General features: G+C 55.1%; 19 protein-coding genes and 1 other RNA gene. 7 read left to right on the forward strand and 13 right to left on the reverse strand.

Annotation, left to right across the window (positions count from 1 at the left end; all coding sequences use genetic code 11):
• Positions 1–15 precede the first annotated feature (15 nt).
• The gene (locus tag ACKI5T_RS03825; protein ID WP_407435663.1) at positions 16–1,083 is read right to left on the reverse strand and encodes a LacI family DNA-binding transcriptional regulator; all 1,068 of its coding nucleotides are present in this window, start codon (positions 1,081–1,083) and stop codon (positions 16–18) included.
• Between the two features lie 76 nt (positions 1,084–1,159).
• Positions 1,160–1,771 (reverse strand): YczE/YyaS/YitT family protein, encoded by a 612-nt coding sequence (locus tag ACKI5T_RS03830; protein WP_407435665.1) that lies wholly within the window; start codon positions 1,769–1,771, stop codon positions 1,160–1,162.
• 84 nt (positions 1,772–1,855) lie between these two features.
• Between ACKI5T_RS03830 and ACKI5T_RS03835 the strand changes: the two genes are divergently transcribed.
• Entirely contained in the window at positions 1,856–3,277 is a 1,422-nt protein-coding gene (locus tag ACKI5T_RS03835) for a PLP-dependent aminotransferase family protein (protein WP_407435667.1), read from the forward strand.
• A gap of 66 nt (positions 3,278–3,343) precedes the next feature.
• On the opposite strand, the gene ACKI5T_RS03840 is transcribed toward ACKI5T_RS03835, so the two are convergent.
• The 3 genes from ACKI5T_RS03840 to ffs all read right to left on the reverse strand — a co-directional run bounded on the left by ACKI5T_RS03840 (position 3,344) and on the right by ffs (position 4,213).
• On the reverse strand, positions 3,344–3,559 hold the full coding sequence (locus tag ACKI5T_RS03840) for a hypothetical protein (protein ID WP_041689306.1): 216 nt from the start codon (positions 3,557–3,559) through the stop codon (positions 3,344–3,346).
• Positions 3,556–3,807 (reverse strand): hypothetical protein, encoded by a 252-nt coding sequence (locus ACKI5T_RS03845; RefSeq protein WP_012016329.1) that lies wholly within the window; start codon positions 3,805–3,807, stop codon positions 3,556–3,558. The genes ACKI5T_RS03840 and ACKI5T_RS03845 overlap by 4 nt, the downstream gene beginning before the upstream one ends.
• Before the next feature lie 309 nt (positions 3,808–4,116).
• Positions 4,117–4,213: signal recognition particle sRNA small type (ffs, locus tag ACKI5T_RS03850), an RNA gene on the reverse strand.
• Between the two features lie 162 nt (positions 4,214–4,375).
• Here ffs and ACKI5T_RS03855 point away from each other — a divergent pair.
• Together ACKI5T_RS03855 and ACKI5T_RS03860 are read left to right on the forward strand one after the other, a co-directional pair.
• Positions 4,376–4,816, forward strand: coding sequence for a GNAT family N-acetyltransferase (locus tag ACKI5T_RS03855; protein ID WP_407435670.1), 441 nt, complete (start codon positions 4,376–4,378; stop codon positions 4,814–4,816).
• Between the two features lie 3 nt (positions 4,817–4,819).
• Complete coding sequence (locus tag ACKI5T_RS03860) at positions 4,820–5,131, forward strand: MGMT family protein (protein WP_012016327.1); 312 nt, start codon at positions 4,820–4,822, stop codon at positions 5,129–5,131.
• Positions 5,132–5,167: 36 nt separating this feature from the next.
• On the opposite strand, the gene ACKI5T_RS03865 is transcribed toward ACKI5T_RS03860, so the two are convergent.
• Positions 5,168–5,737, reverse strand: coding sequence for a YbaY family lipoprotein (locus ACKI5T_RS03865; protein ID WP_059177910.1), 570 nt, complete (start codon positions 5,735–5,737; stop codon positions 5,168–5,170).
• A gap of 205 nt (positions 5,738–5,942) precedes the next feature.
• Here ACKI5T_RS03865 and tesB point away from each other — a divergent pair, with 205 nt between their 5' ends.
• Positions 5,943–6,803 (forward strand): acyl-CoA thioesterase II, encoded by an 861-nt coding sequence (gene tesB, locus ACKI5T_RS03870; protein WP_407435672.1) that lies wholly within the window; start codon positions 5,943–5,945, stop codon positions 6,801–6,803.
• 283 nt (positions 6,804–7,086) lie between these two features.
• On the opposite strand, the gene amtB is transcribed toward tesB, so the two are convergent.
• From amtB to ACKI5T_RS03895, 5 genes are all read right to left on the reverse strand, one after another.
• Positions 7,087–8,373: an ammonium transporter AmtB gene (amtB, locus tag ACKI5T_RS03875; protein ID WP_133631022.1), complete on the reverse strand. Its 1,287-nt coding sequence runs from the start codon at positions 8,371–8,373 to the stop codon at positions 7,087–7,089.
• 35 nt (positions 8,374–8,408) lie between these two features.
• On the reverse strand, positions 8,409–8,747 hold the full coding sequence (glnK, locus tag ACKI5T_RS03880) for a P-II family nitrogen regulator (RefSeq protein ID WP_012016323.1): 339 nt from the start codon (positions 8,745–8,747) through the stop codon (positions 8,409–8,411).
• Between the two features lie 222 nt (positions 8,748–8,969).
• On the reverse strand, positions 8,970–10,751 hold the full coding sequence (locus tag ACKI5T_RS03885; protein ID WP_407435674.1) for a SmdB family multidrug efflux ABC transporter permease/ATP-binding protein: 1,782 nt from the start codon (positions 10,749–10,751) through the stop codon (positions 8,970–8,972).
• Entirely contained in the window at positions 10,744–12,516 is a 1,773-nt protein-coding gene (locus tag ACKI5T_RS03890) for a SmdA family multidrug ABC transporter permease/ATP-binding protein (protein WP_407435676.1), read from the reverse strand. The genes ACKI5T_RS03885 and ACKI5T_RS03890 overlap by 8 nt, the downstream gene beginning before the upstream one ends.
• A gap of 42 nt (positions 12,517–12,558) precedes the next feature.
• Positions 12,559–13,017, reverse strand: a complete 459-nt coding sequence (locus ACKI5T_RS03895; protein ID WP_012016320.1) for an Lrp/AsnC family transcriptional regulator — start codon at positions 13,015–13,017, stop codon at positions 12,559–12,561.
• A 116-nt stretch (positions 13,018–13,133) separates the two neighbouring features.
• On the opposite strand from ACKI5T_RS03895, the gene ACKI5T_RS03900 reads away from it, so the two are divergent.
• Complete coding sequence (locus tag ACKI5T_RS03900; RefSeq protein WP_012016319.1) at positions 13,134–14,180, forward strand: PLP-dependent cysteine synthase family protein; 1,047 nt, start codon at positions 13,134–13,136, stop codon at positions 14,178–14,180.
• Between the two features lie 40 nt (positions 14,181–14,220).
• On the opposite strand, the gene cof is transcribed toward ACKI5T_RS03900, so the two are convergent.
• Positions 14,221–15,039, reverse strand: a complete 819-nt coding sequence (gene cof / locus ACKI5T_RS03905; protein WP_407435679.1) for an HMP-PP phosphatase — start codon at positions 15,037–15,039, stop codon at positions 14,221–14,223.
• A gap of 101 nt (positions 15,040–15,140) precedes the next feature.
• Between cof and ACKI5T_RS03910 the strand changes: the two genes are divergently transcribed.
• Positions 15,141–16,841: an SgrR family transcriptional regulator gene (locus tag ACKI5T_RS03910; protein ID WP_407435681.1), complete on the forward strand. Its 1,701-nt coding sequence runs from the start codon at positions 15,141–15,143 to the stop codon at positions 16,839–16,841.
• 66 nt (positions 16,842–16,907) lie between these two features.
• Entirely contained in the window at positions 16,908–17,603 is a 696-nt protein-coding gene (gene queC / locus ACKI5T_RS03915) for a 7-cyano-7-deazaguanine synthase QueC (RefSeq protein ID WP_407435683.1), read from the forward strand.
• Positions 17,604–17,688: 85 nt separating this feature from the next.
• On the opposite strand, the gene ACKI5T_RS03920 is transcribed toward queC, so the two are convergent.
• Positions 17,689–18,087, reverse strand: a complete 399-nt coding sequence (locus ACKI5T_RS03920; protein ID WP_012016315.1) for a YbgC/FadM family acyl-CoA thioesterase — start codon at positions 18,085–18,087, stop codon at positions 17,689–17,691.
• Between the last annotated feature and the right edge of the window lie 40 nt (positions 18,088–18,127).

An 18,127-nucleotide genomic window follows, 5' to 3' on the forward strand; every position in this document is an offset into this window, starting at 1 on the left:
TCGATCACAAAAGCGTTATTGCCGCGCCAGCTGTTCGGCCATGATGGCGAGTGATTTTAACTGCTGCGCCAGCGCTTCGCGATCGGCCTGCTGCGGCGAGAATCGCGCGCTGGAATGCCGCGCGACCAGCGTGACGGGCAGCTGCGTTTGCCACAGTTCATTCGTTGCGGAAGAAAGCAGCCATTCGACGCTGCGCTCACCCGCGTCGCGAAAGGCCTGACGAATCGTAGTCAGCGGCGGTGAAAACCAGGCGCTGTCGGCGGTGTCATCGAAACCCACTACGGAAATTTGCCCCGGCACGGCTATCCCTTTTTCTGCGCAGGCGCGCATCACGCCCAGCGCCATCTGATCGTTGGCCACCAGAATGGCGTCGGGAAGCGTTGCGCCAGACAGAAGCTGATGCCCTTTTTCATACCCGGAGGCGGCGCTCCAGTCACCGTGAGCGATAGCACACGGCGTGACATTCGCCTGCCCCAGCCGCGCCTGCCATCCAGATAAGCGCGCGCGGGAAGAGACCGAGCTTTCTGGCCCGGCAAGCAGTGCAATATGTTGATGCCCAAGTGAAAGCAAGTGTTCTGCACCCAGCGTCGCGCCCTGCTCGGCGTCAAAAGCCAGACGATGGACGTTCGCAGAAGGAGAAACATCAAAGAACAGAACCGGAACCGGCGCGGCCAGATGGCGAATTTTCTCCGCTTCGGCGTCGTCCAACGGAACGTTCACCAGCAAGCCTTCAACACGCTGCGCCAGTAATTCCTGCAACGCAGCCTGACAAAATTCGGGCTGTTCCACCATCGAGATCATCACGCTCGCGCCGCGCTCACCCGCACGGGATTTTACCGCAGAGGCAATTTGTGACGGCGCATGCAAGGCCAGATCGGTGGTAATCAGCCCGAGCGTGCGGGTGCGTTTCCCAGCGAGCTGTTGTGCGCCGCGGTTGGGCACGTAATGCAGCTCGGCCATTGCCTGCTGCACTTTTTCACGGGTGCGTGAGGAGACGTGTTCCGCATCGTTAATCACGCGGGAAACCGTCTGATAAGAAACGCCCGCCAGGCGGGCAACGTCATAGAGTGTAATGGCTTTCATGCTGTCTACATCGCAACGGGAGATGCCGATATTCTGGCATAGCCCGTCCGTTAAAGCATGTGAGCGCTTCGCATAATTAAACAGCGCTTTCCGGTTGCGGGGCCACATTCATTTTTGGTTTCTGACGAAACCACGGCAGACAAATTTGAATCAGTGGGCCGATGGCAAGCGCATACAGCACGGTGCCGACGCCGAACGTGCCGCCCAGCACACAGCCGATCAGTAAAACGGAAACTTCAATAGCCGTACGAACACTGCGCACCGACCAGCCTGTACGGGCGTTGATGCCGGTCATCAGACCGTCTCGCGGTCCAGAACCAAAACCCGCACCAATGTACATCCCGGTGGCGAGCGCATTCACCACTACCGCTGACAGCAACAGCACGCTGCGCGCCACCAGCGAACTCATTTCAGGAAGCAACGCCAGCGAGGCATCGGCCGCCAGGCCAATCACAATCACATTGCTGATGGTCCCCAGACCTGGACGCTGACGCAGCGGGATCCAGAACAGCAACACCAGCGCACCGGTTAAAATCATCACCGTACCGATGTCCATCGCCAGCAGTTTGGCTACGCCAAGGTGAAACACGTTCCATGGATCAGCACCCAGATCGGCGCGGACGAACATCGCGGTGGAAAGCCCGTAAAATCCCAGCCCGACGTAAAGTTGCAGTAAGCGACGCAGCATTCTTTTTCTCCTGAAGTTTATGCTTTCATCTTCGCCGGAAATGGCCCTATGATTAATGTCCAGTTTTCAAATAGTGGACTGCATATGTCATCACGTCGCTTTGGTAGCCAGTCGCTGGTGCGCCTGTTGGGTCACTGGCAGCAAATTTCTTCGCGCACGCCGCTGTGGCGTCAGTTAGCCGATGCGCTGCGCCTGCTCATTCTGGACGGCAGGCTGGCGCTGGATACACGCCTGCCCGGCGAGCGGGAACTGGCGAGCGCGCTGAATGTCAGCCGTACCACCGTCAGTAGCGCACTGGCGCACCTGCGCGACGAAGGTTATCTGGAAAGCCGTCATGGAAGCGGGTCGCGCGTGATTCTGCCGGAAAGCCACACGGTTCCGACTCGCGCAGCCATCACATCGGCACTGGATCTCTCCACTGCCGCGCTCAGCGCCGGACCAGAAATTCATCAGGCTTATACCCACGCGCTCACCGCCATGACGCAGCATCTGTCGCTGACGGGTTACGATCAGATGGGGTTGCTGGCGCTGCGCGAAGCGATTGCCGCACGCTACAGCGCGCGTGGATTGCCGACGCGCGCGGATGAAGTGATGGTAGTTAATGGCGCGGTCAGCGGGCTGGCATTAGTATTACGAATGCTTACCGGTCCTGGCGATCGGGTGGTGGTGGATCATCCGACCTATCCGCTGGCGATCGCTGCGATTCAGGGGGCATCGTGTCGTCCCGTCGGTGTTTCGCTGCCGGAATCGGGATGGGACACCGACGGTTTTGCCGCCACGCTGGCGCAAACCGCGCCGCGCCTGGCGTACCTGATGCCGGATTTCCATAATCCGACGGGACGTTGTATGGACGCAGCCATCCGTCAGACGATAACGGATATCGCCGCCCAGAGCCGCACAACTCTCGTGGTCGATGAGACTATGGTTGACCTGTGGTTTGATGCCCCCCCCCCGGCGCCGCTGGCGGCATTTAACTCGCAGGCCAGCGTTATCACACTGGGTTCTGCAGGAAAAAGCTTCTGGGGAGGATTACGCCTTGGCTGGATCCGCGCGTCTTCGCGCACCATCGCGACGCTTGCGCAAACGCGCGATACGCTCGATCTTGGATCACCGTTGCTGGAACAGCTTGCTACGCTCTGGTTGATTGAGAATTCAGCGTCGTTCCTGCCAGCAAGACGAGAGATGCTGCTTGAACGCCGGAACCAATGTGGCGCGTTGATGCGCGAGCATTTTCCTGAGTGGCGCTTCTGTGAGCCAGAAGGGGGGCTTTCTTACTGGGTAGAACTTCCCGGAATGGTGGCGACTCAGTTGGCGGCCCGAGCAGAAGCGCTGGGAATTCATCTGGGTACCGGCACGCGGTTTGGTGTTTCGGGAGCATTTGATCGCTACCTGCGGATGCCTTTTTCATTGGATCCCGCGGAGCTTGAGAAAGCACTTTTGCAAATTAAACCGCTATGGGCAAATTTGAATAAAACAGACGTTTTTTTAAAACGCGCTGTTATATAGCGTTGCAGAAATAATAAAAACTGCTGGCTGCAATGCATGCAGTCAGCAGTTTTCACAGGTTTGTTCTCAGTGCTGAGGAGGAATTGGGAAACCCTTCAGAGAAATAACAAAACTTTCTCCTTCTTTCTTTATTTTTGCGCCGGTATCACACCAGTCAGACGCAATGCGAAAGAACTCATCACTTCCTACATTCCAGCCAAGACGTACATGCTTTACATAGCCTGAGCGGAGCAGATCGCAGGCCTCTTTGTAGTCACTGGCATTAGACAGTTGTTGTTTCATTTTCTCTTCTTCAGAATTTTTCGTAGTGCTTTGATTTCTTTAGGAGTAAATGGCGCTACACTCTCTTCTTCCGTATGCTGATTATCGATATCCTCTTCCGATACTCCCGCCTCTTCTACTGCTTCAAAGGCCAGCAGCAGCAGTTTTTCTGTGGTGACACTTAAATTCTCGTTATTCACTTCTGCGTAATGGCGAAGTCTTTCTTTCAGCGCTTCATCTATTTTTACGTTAAGTACCGCAGTGACCATGTTTGTAACTTCCCTTCGGAATAAGTTATTTATTTAATACACGAAGTTATCAGCGCAATCCACATATATATTTTTTGCTTATGACGGAATAAAAACACCCAACAATAATTTGCCAGTCTATTATTACAGGTTTATGACAATAATATTTCAGATGGATGAATGATATATTACATAACCCATTTAAAAGTAGGGCTAATAACGAGAATATCAATTGTGGGTTCTGTGGACGGTAGTGAAGTGTGGAAGGCCAGTGAAGATCGAAGGTGTTACGCGAGCGAGAAAGTCGAGACAGGCACAAATGGGTGGAGGCCCTGCCAGCTACATCCCGGCACACACGTCATCCGCTTTGGCTGCTTCCTTCCGGATCTGACCTGGTAAACAGAGTAGTGTTGCGGGAGAACCAACAGAGCCCCCATTGAGAGCGTTGTTCCCAACGCGCTGGCGCATTATCCCTGCACAGGATCGCAATTGCAAGTTAACCGCGACCAGATGATGGTTTATTGCGCAAACCACATCATTTATCCGCTATTATCGTCATCCCGGCATGAAATGAGCGCAAGGATGAAGCATGGCAGTAAAAATAAGACTCGCGGTTCCAGGCGATGTTCCCGGTTTATTCGAGGTCCGCACATCAGTCACGGAAAACGCGATGAACCTGGAAGAGATGCAGGCGCTGGGCATTACGCCTGAAGCGATAACATCGATGATCCTGGCTTCTGACTGCACGTGGGTCGCAGTAGATGACGAGCGCATCGTGGGTTTTTCCATGATTATCCCCGAGGATAACTGTCTTTTCGCCGCGTTTGTTCTTCCACAATTTGCAGGTTTAGGACTGGGTAAAAAGCTGGTGCACATTGCTGAGCAGGCGCTTTTCACACACAGCGCCACGATTTGGCTGGAAACGGGAAAGCATACGCAAGCCGCGGGCTTCTATCGCCATCTGGGATGGGGCAATGAACAGGACGCTGGCGATGGCGATATCCGTTTAGAGAAACGTCGACAGGGCTAACGCATGGACAATAACGACACCTTCCCGCAACGGGTGTGGCAGATTGTGGCCTCGATTCCGCAAGGATTTGTCACGACCTATGGCGACGTAGCCCGGCTGGCGGGTTCGCCACGCGCGGCGCGTCAGGTGGGCGGCGTACTCAAGCGCTTGCCAGAAGGCAGCACGTTACCCTGGTATCGGGTCGTGAATCGTCACGGAGAGATTTCCCTGACGGGGCCTGATCTACAGCGTCAGCGCCAGGCGTTGCTGTCAGAAGGCGTGCAGGTCTCGGGGAAAGGCCAAATCGATATGAAGAAATATCGGTGGGTGTATTAAAACCCTCTCCCCGCAAGGAGAGGGCGAGAGACGAGATTAATACTGCGTCGGGGCAGGAACCGCTGAAGACGGATTAACCTGCGTTGGTGAGGTTGACGGAACGGTTGTTGCCGAACCACCGCCCTGCTGCATCGGAACGGCTGTCTGCTGAACCGGTACCAGCGTCAGATCGGCTTTTGTCCCACCCTGATTAATCACCGGCTGAACCGTATCGGTGATAAACACCAATTTGTCATTAACCGTCACCGCTGCGCTCAACAAGATGCGCGCATTTGGCTGAATGTCTGCCGGGTTAAAGGGCAGCACGAAGCTGAACGGGGACTGTTTACCTTCGGTTCGTACCGCTTTCTGCGACAGCACTTTTGACGGTGCGTCAGCCAGCGAAGCATCCGACAGGGTCACGGTCAACACGGCATCCGGCGGCAGTGCCACTTTCTGACGGATCCAAACCGTACCAGAAACATTTGGCTGCTGCATGGTCGGCTGCGTTGTCGCCCCTGCCGCATTAGGGTTTGGCGCTGGCGTCTGAATGTCTGCACTTTTGTCCGCACACGCAGACAGAGCAACCGCTACCGCTAAACCACTTAACATGTGCACGAGTTTCATTGAGTTCTCCTTATCTTCAATGCACAAGCGGGATCGATCCCGCCCGAAGTCGTTAACAAAAACATAACGTGACTAAGTGTGGCACATATCACTTATTTATGCCTGGTTTCGCCTCGTTATTCAGATTATTGCACCCATCGGACCACTTGCCATTCTGCGTTATAATCAGCGTATCTTTCGCGATGGCGCTTTATTGAGGACGACTATGAGTCAAGCACTGAACAATCTGCTGACATTACTGAATCTGGAAAAAATTGAGGAAGGACTCTTCCGCGGACAGAGCGAAGATCTCGGCTTGCGCCAGGTCTTTGGCGGTCAGGTCGTGGGTCAGGCGCTGTACGCAGCCAAAGAGACCGTGCCCGAAGATCGTCTGGTGCACTCTTTTCACAGCTATTTTTTGCGTCCCGGCGACAGCGCAAAACCGATTATTTATGATGTAGAAGTCCTTCGCGACGGTAATAGTTTTAGTGCCCGCCGCGTGGCCGCCATTCAAAATGGTAAACCGATTTTTTACATGACGGCCTCATTTCAGGCCCCGGAACCGGGCTATGAGCATCAAAAAACGATGCCGTCCGCCCCTGCTCCTGATGAGCTGAAATCAGAAACGGATATCGCGCGTGCGCTGGCACATTTGTTGCCGCCGCAGGTCAAAGAAAAATTCCTGTGTGATAAGCCACTGGAAATCCGCCCGGTTGAGTTCCACAACCCGATGAAAGGCCATATCGCCGAGCCGAAGCGTCAGGTGTGGATGCGCGCTAACGGCGCGATGCCGGAAGATCTTCGCGTTCATCAATATTTGCTGGGCTATGCCTCTGATTTCAATTTCCTGCCGGTGGCATTGCAGCCGCACGGCGTGGGCTTCCTGGAGACGGGAATGCAGGTGGCGACTATTGACCACTCCATGTGGTTCCATCGCCCGTTTGATATGAACGAATGGCTGTTATATAGCGTGGAAAGTACGTCGGCATCCAGCGCGCGCGGCTTTGTGCGCGGCGAGTTTTATACTCAGGATGGCATTCTGGTGGCCTCGACAGTGCAGGAAGGGGTGATGCGAAATCGAGGTTAAGTCTGGAGCAGGTTGATGCCCTCACCCTGACCCTCTCCCACAAGGAGAGGGAATAAACATTAAAAAAGGCAACTGACGTTGCCTTTTTACTTTGACCTTGTGCGGTCTGATGCCCTCACCCTGGTCCTCTCCCACAAGGAGAGGGAATAAATATTAAAAAAGGCAACTGACGTTGCCTTTTTACTTTGACCTTGTGCGGTCTGATGCCCTCACCCTGACCCTCTCCCACGGGGAGAGGGAATAAACATTAAAAAAGGCAACTGACGTTGCCTTTTTACTTTTATTACGCGTTATACGCATTTTCGCCGTGGCTGTTGACGTCCAGACCTTCGCGTTCCTGCTCTTCCGGTACACGCAGACCCACGGTCATATCAGCAAGTTTATATGCAATGAAGGCGACGACACCAGACCAGACGATTGTCACGCCGATGCTTTCCAGCTGAACAAGAACCTGATGGCCCATAGTGACACCTTCTGCATAACCTACACCGCCCAGCGACGTTGAGGCAAAGATACCGGTCATGATACAGCCAACAATGCCGCACACACCGTGCACACCGAACACGTCGCAAGGGTCATCGACACGCAGAACACGTTTCAGTGCGGTTACGCCCCACAGACCAGCCAGACCGGCAACCAGACCGACGATCAGCGCTCCGCCTACACCCACATAACCACAGGCTGGCGTGATACCGACCAGACCGGCAATCGCACCGGAACACGCGCCCAGCAGAGACGGTTTACCACGTACCACCCACTCGCCGAACACCCATGAAAGGATTGCGCCAGCGGTTGCGACAACGGTGTTCACAAAGGCCAGAGCGGCGATTTCGTTCGCGGCGCTCGCAGAGCCAGCGTTGAAGCCAAACCAGCCAAAGTACAGAATCGCGGTGCCCGTGAAGACCATCGGCAGGTTGTGCGGTTTGAACGCTTCTTTGCCAAAGCCCACGCGCTTGCCAATCAGGTATGCACCCACCAGGCCTGCTACCGCAGCGTTAATGTGGACAACCGTACCGCCTGCAAAGTCCAGCGCGCCATGGGAAGCCAGCAGACCGCCGCCCCAGACCATATGCGCAATTGGCACATAAGAGAGCGTCAGCCACACCACCACGAAAATGAGCACCGCTGAGAAGCGAATACGTTCCGCCAGCGCGCCAACTATCAGGCCAACCGTAATCGCGGCGAAAGACCCCTGGAACGCGACGTGGATGTACTGATAGAAACTGCCCATCAAAGCGGTCAGTTCGATATTTTTCAGCATCACCCAGTTAAAGTTGCCGAAGAAGGCGTTGCCTTCACCGAACGCGAGTGAATAACCGTAAACTACCCACAGCACACAGACCAGCGCGAACGTCACGGCAACCTGAGTCAGCATCGACAGGACGTTTTTACCGCGGATCAAGCCGCCGTAGAACAGCGCGATGCCCGGAATAGTCATGAACAGCACCAGCGCGGTGCAGATCATCATAAAAGCGTTATCGGCTTTATCAGCCACCGCAGGGGCCGCCATCGCCAGGCCCGGCAGCAGTGCCAGAGACCCCAGAGCCAGTTTGATTGTTGTTTTCTTCATTTTCTCGATCCCTATCACTGTGTGCCAGGAGTTACTTACAGTGCCGCTTCGTCAGCTTCGCCCGTACGGATGCGAATGACGCGCTGCAATTCGGCAACGAAAATTTTGCCGTCGCCAATTTTGCCTGTGTAGGCCGCTTTGCTGACCACATCGATCACTTCATCAAGCTGATCGTCAGCAATCGCTACATCAATTTTCACTTTAGGCAGGAAGTTGACGCTGTATTCTGCTCCGCGATAGAGCTCCGCATGACCCTTCTGACGCCCAAAGCCTTTCACTTCGGTGACCGTCAGCCCCTGAATACCCATTGAAGACAACGCTTCACGCACGTCTTCGAGTTTGAATGGTTTGATGACAACCGTAACCAGCTTCATAGATCCCCTCCAGTCAGAATTCAATAATGGCCGCAGCGCTTACGAAAGAGATATTGCAAGCGCTGTGCCAGAGTTGGAAAAGAGGACAAAATCAGGCTGGAGTGGCGAAGAGAGGCAGGGTTTTGGTTTTAACGAAAAAAAACGCACCATGACAGTGCATGATGCGTTGTATTTTTGCACCAACAGAAAATCCCTGTTAGCGATGTGCTTAATTCTGGTGCATCACGCGCTCAGTGATTCCTCTTCGCGCGTGCTGGCGGCCAGCTCTTCACCGGCGAGCTGCAACTGATACATTTGCCAATAGCGCCCTTTGGCCTCCAGCAGCTGGCGGTGATTCCCGCGCTCAACGGCTTGCCCGCGATGCAGCACCAGAATGGTGTCCGCATCAACAATCGTCGAGAGGCGGTGCGCAATCACCACAAGCGTGGTGTGCTCTCTGACGGCAGCCAGCGCCTGCTGAATGGCCTGCTCGGTACCCGAATCGATACTGGCAGTCGCTTCGTCCAGAATCAGCACCTGCGGCGTTTCAATCAGCACGCGCGCCAGCGCCAGCAGCTGTTTCTGCCCAACGGAAAGCGTATTCCCCTGCTCACCGAGCATCGTGAAGAGTCCATCGCTCATACCGCGAACCAGATCGGCGAGCTGGACTTTTTCCAGCACGTCCCAGACCTGTTCTTCCGTAAAAGGCCTTCCCAGCGTGACGTTGGCAAAGAACGAGTCGGCCATCACCACCGGATCCTGCTGCACCATAGCGACCCCTTTGCGCAGCACGCTGTGACTCAGAGAGGCTAGCGGTCGGCCATCAATGCGGATTTCGCCGTGGCTCAGCGGATAGTAGCCCATCAATAAGCTTGCGAGCGTACTCTTCCCGCTCCCCGTGTGCCCCACCAGCGCCACAAAGCTGCGCGACGGGATTTCAAGGTTGATGTCCTGAAGCACCAGCCGATCCTCGCGATAGGCGAAGGAGACATTTTCAATCGCAATGGAGCCGCTTTGCAGCTCACGCTCATCATCGCCATAAGTCTGACGCGGGCGATCCATCAGCTCAAATACGCGTTCACCCGCCACCACCGCCTGTTGCAGCATGGATTGCTGCGTCGTCAGCTCAATCAGCGGCTCGTTGAGACGCCCCAGATAGCTAATAAACGCATATAGCACGCCGACTTCAATTGTGCCGCCGGAGCCAAAACCAAACAGCATCAGCAGGCCACACAGCACCAGCGCCGAAAACAGGCTCAGGAGCGGACGCAGCAGGAAACCGTCAAGTCGCAGCGTTTGCATTCGCGCCATGTAGTGCGAGCGACTCGCCTCGCCCATGCGCTCGCCAAAACGCCCCTGCTGGCGGAACTGTTGAATCACGCTCATACCATTAATGACTTCGTTGAAGCCGTCATTAATATCGGCGAGATAGGCACGCAGTCGACGCACAATAGGCGTGCTGTAGCGCTGATAAATCACCATCACAATCATCACGGCTGGGAAAATAGTGATCGCCACCAGCGCCATGCGCCATTCGAGGCTGAACATTGCCACCAGCATAGCGCCAATTAATGCGGCGCTGCGCAGAACCGTGGCCACGACGGTGACGTACAGATCGCGGATCACTTCGGTGTCATTGGTGACGCGCGAAATCACCTGCCCGACGGGTTGGGTATCGAATTCACTCAGCGGCTGGCGCAGCGCGGCGTCCATAACGTCCGTGCGCAGTTGCTGCACAACGCCAACCGCCGCCTGGTTGAACAGCAGTGATTGCGCATAATGCAGCGAGGCAGCGAGCAGTTGCAGGCCGATATAGGCCACACCCAGTCCAGCCACCAGGCCTAATGGCATATAGCTTTTCGCGACCATATTGTCGATAAAATAGCTGATCAGCAGCGGACCGCTGACTTCGGCAATCGCCGCTATCCACAGCATCACGACCGCAATAGAAAGCGGTTTACGCCATGGCGAACCGTAGGCAAGGAGACGTTTTAGCGTCGGCCAAAGTTGCACGAATTTACGCATCGGTGGCCTCCTCATTCAGATCTGGCGCATCATTCAACGCTGCTTCCAGCTGCTGATAGCGATACATATCGCGATACCAACCTGCCTGTTCGGCAAGCTGGTCGTGATGTCCGCGCTGGGCGATATGCCCGTGCTGCATCACCAGAATTTCGTTCGCTTCGGTCAATGCCGATAAGCGGTGAGCGCTGATGATCACCGTGCGTCCCTCGCCCCACTGGCGCAGGTTGTGCAAAATCTGGTGTTCCGTCCGGCCATCAACGGCAGAAAGGGCATCGTCCAAAATCAGGATTTCGGCGTTGAGCAGTAACGCGCGGGCAATGGAAATGCGCTGTTTCTGCCCGCCGGAGAGCATCACGCCGCGCTCGCCAACTTCGGTTTCATAACCTTGCGGCAGGCGCAGAATATCGTCGTGGACGCTGGCAAGCCGCGCCACATGCTCAATCTCTTCTTGTGTCGCATTCGGATGTCCCAACGCAATATTGTTCGCCACCGTATCGGAGAACAAAAATGGCGTTTGGCTGACGACCGCCAGGCGGCTGCGCCAGGCGTCGAGCTGCAAACGCGTCAGGGGGAGATCGTGAAAACAAATCTCACCCTGCGTGACATCAAAGTGACGCTGAATCAGTGACAATACGGTACTTTTCCCCGCACCTGTTGGGCCGCAGATCCCCAGCATTTGCCCAGGACGCAGCGTGAAGTTCACCTTCTCAAGCGTCGGTTTTTCGGTTTGCGGATAGGTGAATTGACGGATCGCCACGTCCAGCACACCACGCCCTTCCGGGACGGATTCGATGCCGTCGTTAACGACGGGTGCTTCGGCGAGCATCGCGCGAATACGGCTGTACGCCGCGCTGCCGCGTTCGACAATGTTAAACATCCACGCCAGCGCCAACATTGGCCAAATCATTAGGCCAAGATACATGGCAAAGCTGGTTAATTGGCCGAGCGTCATGGAGCCGTTGACGACCATCCAGCTTCCGCCGCCGATCGCCAGCAGGTTCGCCGTACCGATGGCGATATAAATCGTGGGATCAAATCGGGCGTCAATCCGCGCCACGCGCAGGTTTTTCGCGCCGGTGTCCGCGGCATCCGCGGCAAACAACGCCGACTGGCGATCCTCAAGACCAAAGGCTTTGATCATCCGGATGCTGGTCATGCTCTCCTGGGTTCTGTCGTTCAGCGACGAGAACGCCGCCTGCGCCAGCTTAAAACGCTCGTGCAGTTGATCGCCATAGCGCTTGATCGCCAGCGCCATAATCGGCATCGGCAACAGCGCCAGCAGCGTGAGCTGCCAGCTGATTTGCGTCGACATGACAATCAGCACCGCGCAGCCCATCACCAGCGAATCCACCAGCGTTAAAACCCCTTCCCCGGCGGCAAAGACCACGCGATCCACATCGTTGGTGGCGCGCGCAATGAGATCGCCGGTGCGATGGCGGAGGTAGAATTCAGGATGCTGACGGCTCAACTGGCGATAAAAATCCTCGCGCAGCTCGACGGCCAGCTGATAGGACGCACCGAACAGCAGCACGCGCCAGACGTAGCGCAACAGGTAGACAATCACCGCGGTCAGGACCAGCGTGCCGATCCACATCATCACCCGTGCGGTGGTGTAATGCTGTTCCGTGACGCCATCCACCACATATCCCACCACTTTGGGCGGAATCAGTTGCAGAATGGCAATGATAATAAGCAGGGCTACTGCGCCGAGATAGCGTCGCCACTCCCGGCGGAAGTACCAGCTTAATTGAGCAAATAATCGCACGCGGTAAATTCCTGAAGGTATTGTTCCGGCAAAGTCCGGATGTTATTCAATGGGTAAAGCTGTGGTGTATTTTATCTGTTCCATGGCAAAACTCGAGGTGACATCCGAGAGGCCCGGTACGCTGTTGACCAGCCGTTTGTAGAAGTCATCATAGCGTTTCATGTCCGCCACCTGGACGCGCATCAGATAGTCATACTCACCCGCCATGCGCCAGAACCCGAGCACCTCTGGCATCTCTGAGACTTCGGTGACAAATCGGCAGTACCAGTCACTACTGTGATGCTGCGTTTTTATCAGAACAAACGCGGTCAGTCCAAGCCCCAGTTTTTCGGGATCCAGCAGGGCCACGCGCCCCAGTAAGACGCCGTCATCTTCGAGTCGTTTGAGCCGTTTCCAGCAGGGCGTGGTGGTCAGATTAACGGCATCAGCGAGTGCCTGCAAAGAGAGGGTGCAGTCCTTTTGCAGCAAAGAGAGCAGCTTACGGTCAATTTTATCTAACATAACCCACCTCACAGAGAATATTTTTCTCCTGACATTCTATTTTAAAGGCCAGATAGCAACAATTTTTTCCGTGCTATTCGCTATGCTGGGCACAAAATGACAAACGGATTCCTACGATGAATAGCTCTTGGGTCAAACATGCGATTAGCGAGATTAATGCCGATTATCAACGTTCGGCAGATACGCATCTGATTCGCCTCGCGCTGCCGGGTTTTGCAGGCATTCAGCTCTATCTAAAAGATGAAAGTACTCACCCTACGGGCAGCCTCAAGCATCGTCTGGCGCGATCGCTGTTTTTGTATGGTTTGTGCAACGGCTGGATCAAAGAAGGCACAACGATCATTGAATCGTCATCGGGTTCAACGGCCGTGTCAGAAGCCTATTTCGCGCGCCTGCTTGGCCTGCCGTTTATCGCCGTGATGCCCTCCTGTACCGCGAAACGCAAAATCGAACAGATCGAATTCTACGGCGGCCGCTGCCACTTTGTGGAAAGCGCCTGCGAGATTTACGCCGCCTCGGAAATGCTCGCCCGCGAGCTGAACGGTCACTATATGGACCAGTTCACATTTGCCGAGCGTGCGACCGACTGGCGCGGGAACAACAACATTGCTGACAGTATTTTCCGTCAGATGAACAATGAGCCGCACCCCCAGCCGTCGTATATCGTCATGAGCGCCGGAACGGGCGGCACCTCGGCGACGATTGGCCGCTATATCCGCTGCCAGGGCTATGACACTCAACTGATGGTGGTTGATCCGCAGAATTCTGTGTTTATGGATTACTGGCAGAGCCGCGATGCCACGCTTCGCAGCCCAGTGGGCAGCAAAATCGAAGGGATTGGTCGCCCGCGCGTGGAGCCTTCTTTCATTCCTGATGTCGTCGATGAGATGTTGCGTGTGCCAGATGCGGCAAGCGTGGCGACGGCGCACTGGCTTGAAACGCAGCTTGGCCGCAAAGTGGGCGCGTCAACCGGGACCAATATGTGGGGCGTTCTGCACCTGGCTTCACGAATGCGCGAGGAGGGCCGCACCGGTTCTATCGTTACCCTGCTGTGTGACAGCGGCGAGCGCTATCTCGACACCTATTACAACGCAGAGTGGGTGAAAACCAATATCGGGGATATAGAACCGTGGAAAGCGCAGATCGCGCAGATGCTGAAATAAAAAAAGCCAGACCGAGGTCTGGCTTGCTGGAAGGGTCTCACTATTCGGGGGAATATGGGAGGTTTGGTTGATCCAGCCAATGTGTCAAAAAATGGGACACCGCTTCGTTACGGCAATGCCCGATAACCGGTAGATGGGATAGCTCCGCGATAAGCTGCGGCATTGCATTCCCCATAATCAGACCGCGACCCACGCTTCCCAGCATTTCGCGGTCGTTCATGGCGTCGCCAAACGCCATACAATCCTGCAAGGTTAAGCCCAAGTGGTCGCTCAGCACCGCCAGGGCAGAGCCTTTGTTACATCCCACGGGCAGCACCTCCAGACAATCCATCGCCGAAAACGTGAGATGCGCGCGGCTGCCTAACGCGTCGTTGAGCTGAATGCGCAGACGGCAGAGATCGTCGTGATCGCCGCAGAAACAGATTTTCGTCACCGAATGCGAGGGGATACGACGCAAGTCTGTCAGCTGATAGCGAAATCCGCTGTAAACATGGGCATGCAGCAGCTCAGGGATCTCTTTGCCCGTTAACCAGCCCGTATCGTTGAAGACGTGAATACTCGCCTCGGTCTCCCAGGTACTGTGCAGAACTAAATCTGCGACGTCAGGATCGAGATCCTGGCGGTGTAATACTTCACCGTCTACAGAGTGAATGCGTGTGCCATTGCCGGTTATCAGAAACGCATCTAACGAAAGCGCCCCCAGCAAATGGCGCATCTCCAGCACATGGCGACCGGTGGCAAACGTCAGCGTGATATCACGATCATGCAGGCGCTTCAGCGTGCTCAGAGTTTTATCCCCTAAGCGGTGGTCCGGCATTAAAAGCGTGCCGTCCATATCAAATGCTGCAAGCCGCGCCATGATGACTCCTGAAATGTGATGGGATTAACTTGTGGTTCAGTATTGCCTGAGATATACGGAAGTAATAGTGAATAGATGACAATAATTGTTCCGGGTTTATCATGCGCCAGCTAAATCGTCTCAACCAATATCAACGACTGTGGCAACCCTCTGCGGGTGCCACTCAACACATTACGGTAAACGAACTTGCCAGCCGCTGCTTTTGCAGCGAACGGCATATACGAACGCTGTTGCGACAGGCACAGGATGCCGGTTGGCTGAGCTGGCGAGCGCAATCCGGGCGCGGCAAACGAGGGGAGCTGACCTTCCACGTTTCGCCAGACTCGCTGCGCAATATTATGATGGAAGAGGCGCTAAAAAACGGGCATCAGCACAACGCGCTGGAACTGGCACAAATTGCGCCACAGGAACTCCGCACGCTGCTGCATCCGTTTTTGGGTGGTCAGTGGCAAAACGATACGCCCACGCTGCGTATACCTTACTATCGCTCGCTTGATCCGCTGCACGCAGGATTTTTACCCGGGCGGGCTGAGCAGCATCTTGTGGGGCAAGTCTTCTCGGGGCTCACACGGTTTAACGGCAACAGTAGCGAACCCACGGGGGATCTGGCCCATCACTGGGAGGTGTCGCCCGACGGGTTACGCTGGCATTTTTACATTCGCTCGACGCTGCACTGGCATAACGCCGACAAGGTCGAGACGGCACAGCTTCAGTCCAGCTTGATAAAATTGCTCGATCTCCCTGCGCTGCGCCGATTGTTCAACAGCGTATTGCGCATCGATGTGACACATCCGCAATGCCTGACGTTTGTTTTACATAAGCCGGATTACTGGCTCGCCCATCGCCTGGCAAGTTATTGCAGCCGCCTGGCCCATCCTGATCGCCCGTTGACCGGCAGCGGTCCGTTTCGTTTGACGGCATACGAGCCTGATTTGGTCCGGCTGGAGAGCCACGAGCAGTACCACCTCAGTCACCCTTTGCTGAAGGCCATTGAATACTGGATCACCCCGCAACTTTTTGAACAGGATTTAGGCACCAGCTGTCGTCACCCCGTACAAATCGCCATTGGTGAGCCGGATGAACTGGCTAATCTGAGTCTGGTCAGCAGCAGTACCAGCCTGGGATTCTGTTATCTCACGCTGAAACAAAGCCCGCGTCTTAGTCAAATGCAGGCGCAGCGGCTCATCACTATCATCCATCACACCACGCTGTTGCATACGCTCCCGCTGGATGAAAACCTGATTACGCCTGCACAGGAGTTGCTGCCGGGCTGGACCATTCCCGACTGGCCAACGCTGATTACGGTCGCGCTGCCTGAGACGCTGACCCTGGTTTATCATTTGCCCGTTGAACTTCATACCATGGCAGAACAGCTCAAACGTTATCTGGCCAATCTGGGCTGCAATCTGACGGTCGTTTTTCATGACGCCAAAACCTGGGACGGGTGCAGCGCGCTTGCCGATGCCGATCTGATGATGGGCGACAGGCTGATAGGTGAAGCGCCGGGCTATACGCTGGAGCAATGGCTCCGCTGCGATACGCTGTGGCCGCACCTGTTAAGCGCGCCGCAATATGCTCATCTCCAGGCGACGCTGGATGCGGTGCAGATCCAGACTGATGAGCAAGCGCGTCACGCGGGGCTAAAAGCCATCTTCACCAATCTAATGGAAAATGCCGTACTGACGCCGCTGTTTAACTATCAATATCAAATCAGCGCTCCGCCGGGGGTTAACGGTATCCGCCTTAACACTCGTGGCTGGTTTGATTTCACGCTGGCGTGGCTTCCGGCGCCAAATACGTGAAGAAGCTGGTCGGCGCGATCGTCAGACGTTACCATGACACCTTTACCGTTACTGATGAGATTATTTATGAAACGTGCCGTCGTCGTGTTCAGCGGAGGACAAGATTCCACCACCTGCCTGATTCAGGCTTTGCATCAATATGATGAAGTGCATTGCGTCACGTTTGATTATGGTCAGCGTCATCGTGCCGAAATCGACGTGGCTCGGGAACTGGCGCTGAAGCTTGGGGCACGTGCGCACAAAGTCCTGGACGTCACGCTGTTAAACGAACTGGCCGTCAGTAGCCTCACCCGCGACAGTATCCCCGTGCCTGACTACGAACCCGATGCCGACGGCATTCCGAATACCTTCGTGCCTGGTCGCAATATTCTGTTCCTCACGCTGACAGCGATTTACGCCTATCAGGTGAAAGCCGAAGCGATCATTACGGGCGTCTGCGAAACCGATTTCTCCGGCTATCCAGATTGCCGTGACGAGTTCGTTAAAGCGCTCAACCATGCCGTCGATTTGGGTATGGCAAAAGAAATTCGCTTCGAAACGCCGCTAATGTGGCTCGATAAAGCTGAGACCTGGGCGCTGGCAGATTACTGGGAAAAACTGGAACTGGTCCGCATTGAAACGCTGACCTGTTATAACGGGATTAAAGGCGACGGATGCGGACAGTGTGCCGCCTGTAATTTGCGCGCCAACGGGCTCAATCATTATCTGACGAATAAGCCCACAGTGATGTCGGCAATGAAAGCCAAAACTGGGCTGAAATAACGCTCTTTGACGACCGTGCTGGCGAACAGTTTGCCGCGCCAGCACGGTCATGAAAATCCTTCCAGCCCCGCGCCTTCCATGGGCGTTATACGATCATCAACTCGAGCTTTTCGCGCAACTCTCCTTCCAGCGGCAGCGCTTTCTGCGTTTTGAGATCGATACAGACGAAAGTGATCAGCGCATCCGCCACCACCTGCCCTTCGGGATCCAGTGTCACTATCTGACTCAGCACCCCACTTTTGCCGTTTAGCTGCTGCACCTGGCTGGTGACTGTCAGCCTGTCGCCCAGTACTGCCGGGCGGCGATAGTTGATATTGATGTTCGCGACCACAAAAGCAATGTTGTGCGCCGTGAGCCACTGGAAGCTTTCGCTGTTTTCCAGCCCGTCCCAACGCGCTTCCTCCAGAAACTCCAGATAACGTGCATTATTCACATGCTGGTAAACATCAAGATGATAACCGCGAACTTTAATTTGGGTCTGCATAGCGCAATAGCCTTTACTGTTGTTATAGGATGAGAGGTCA

Source organism: Lelliottia sp., assembly GCF_045627565.1.
In the GTDB taxonomy this organism is placed as follows: domain Bacteria; phylum Pseudomonadota; class Gammaproteobacteria; order Enterobacterales; family Enterobacteriaceae; genus Enterobacter.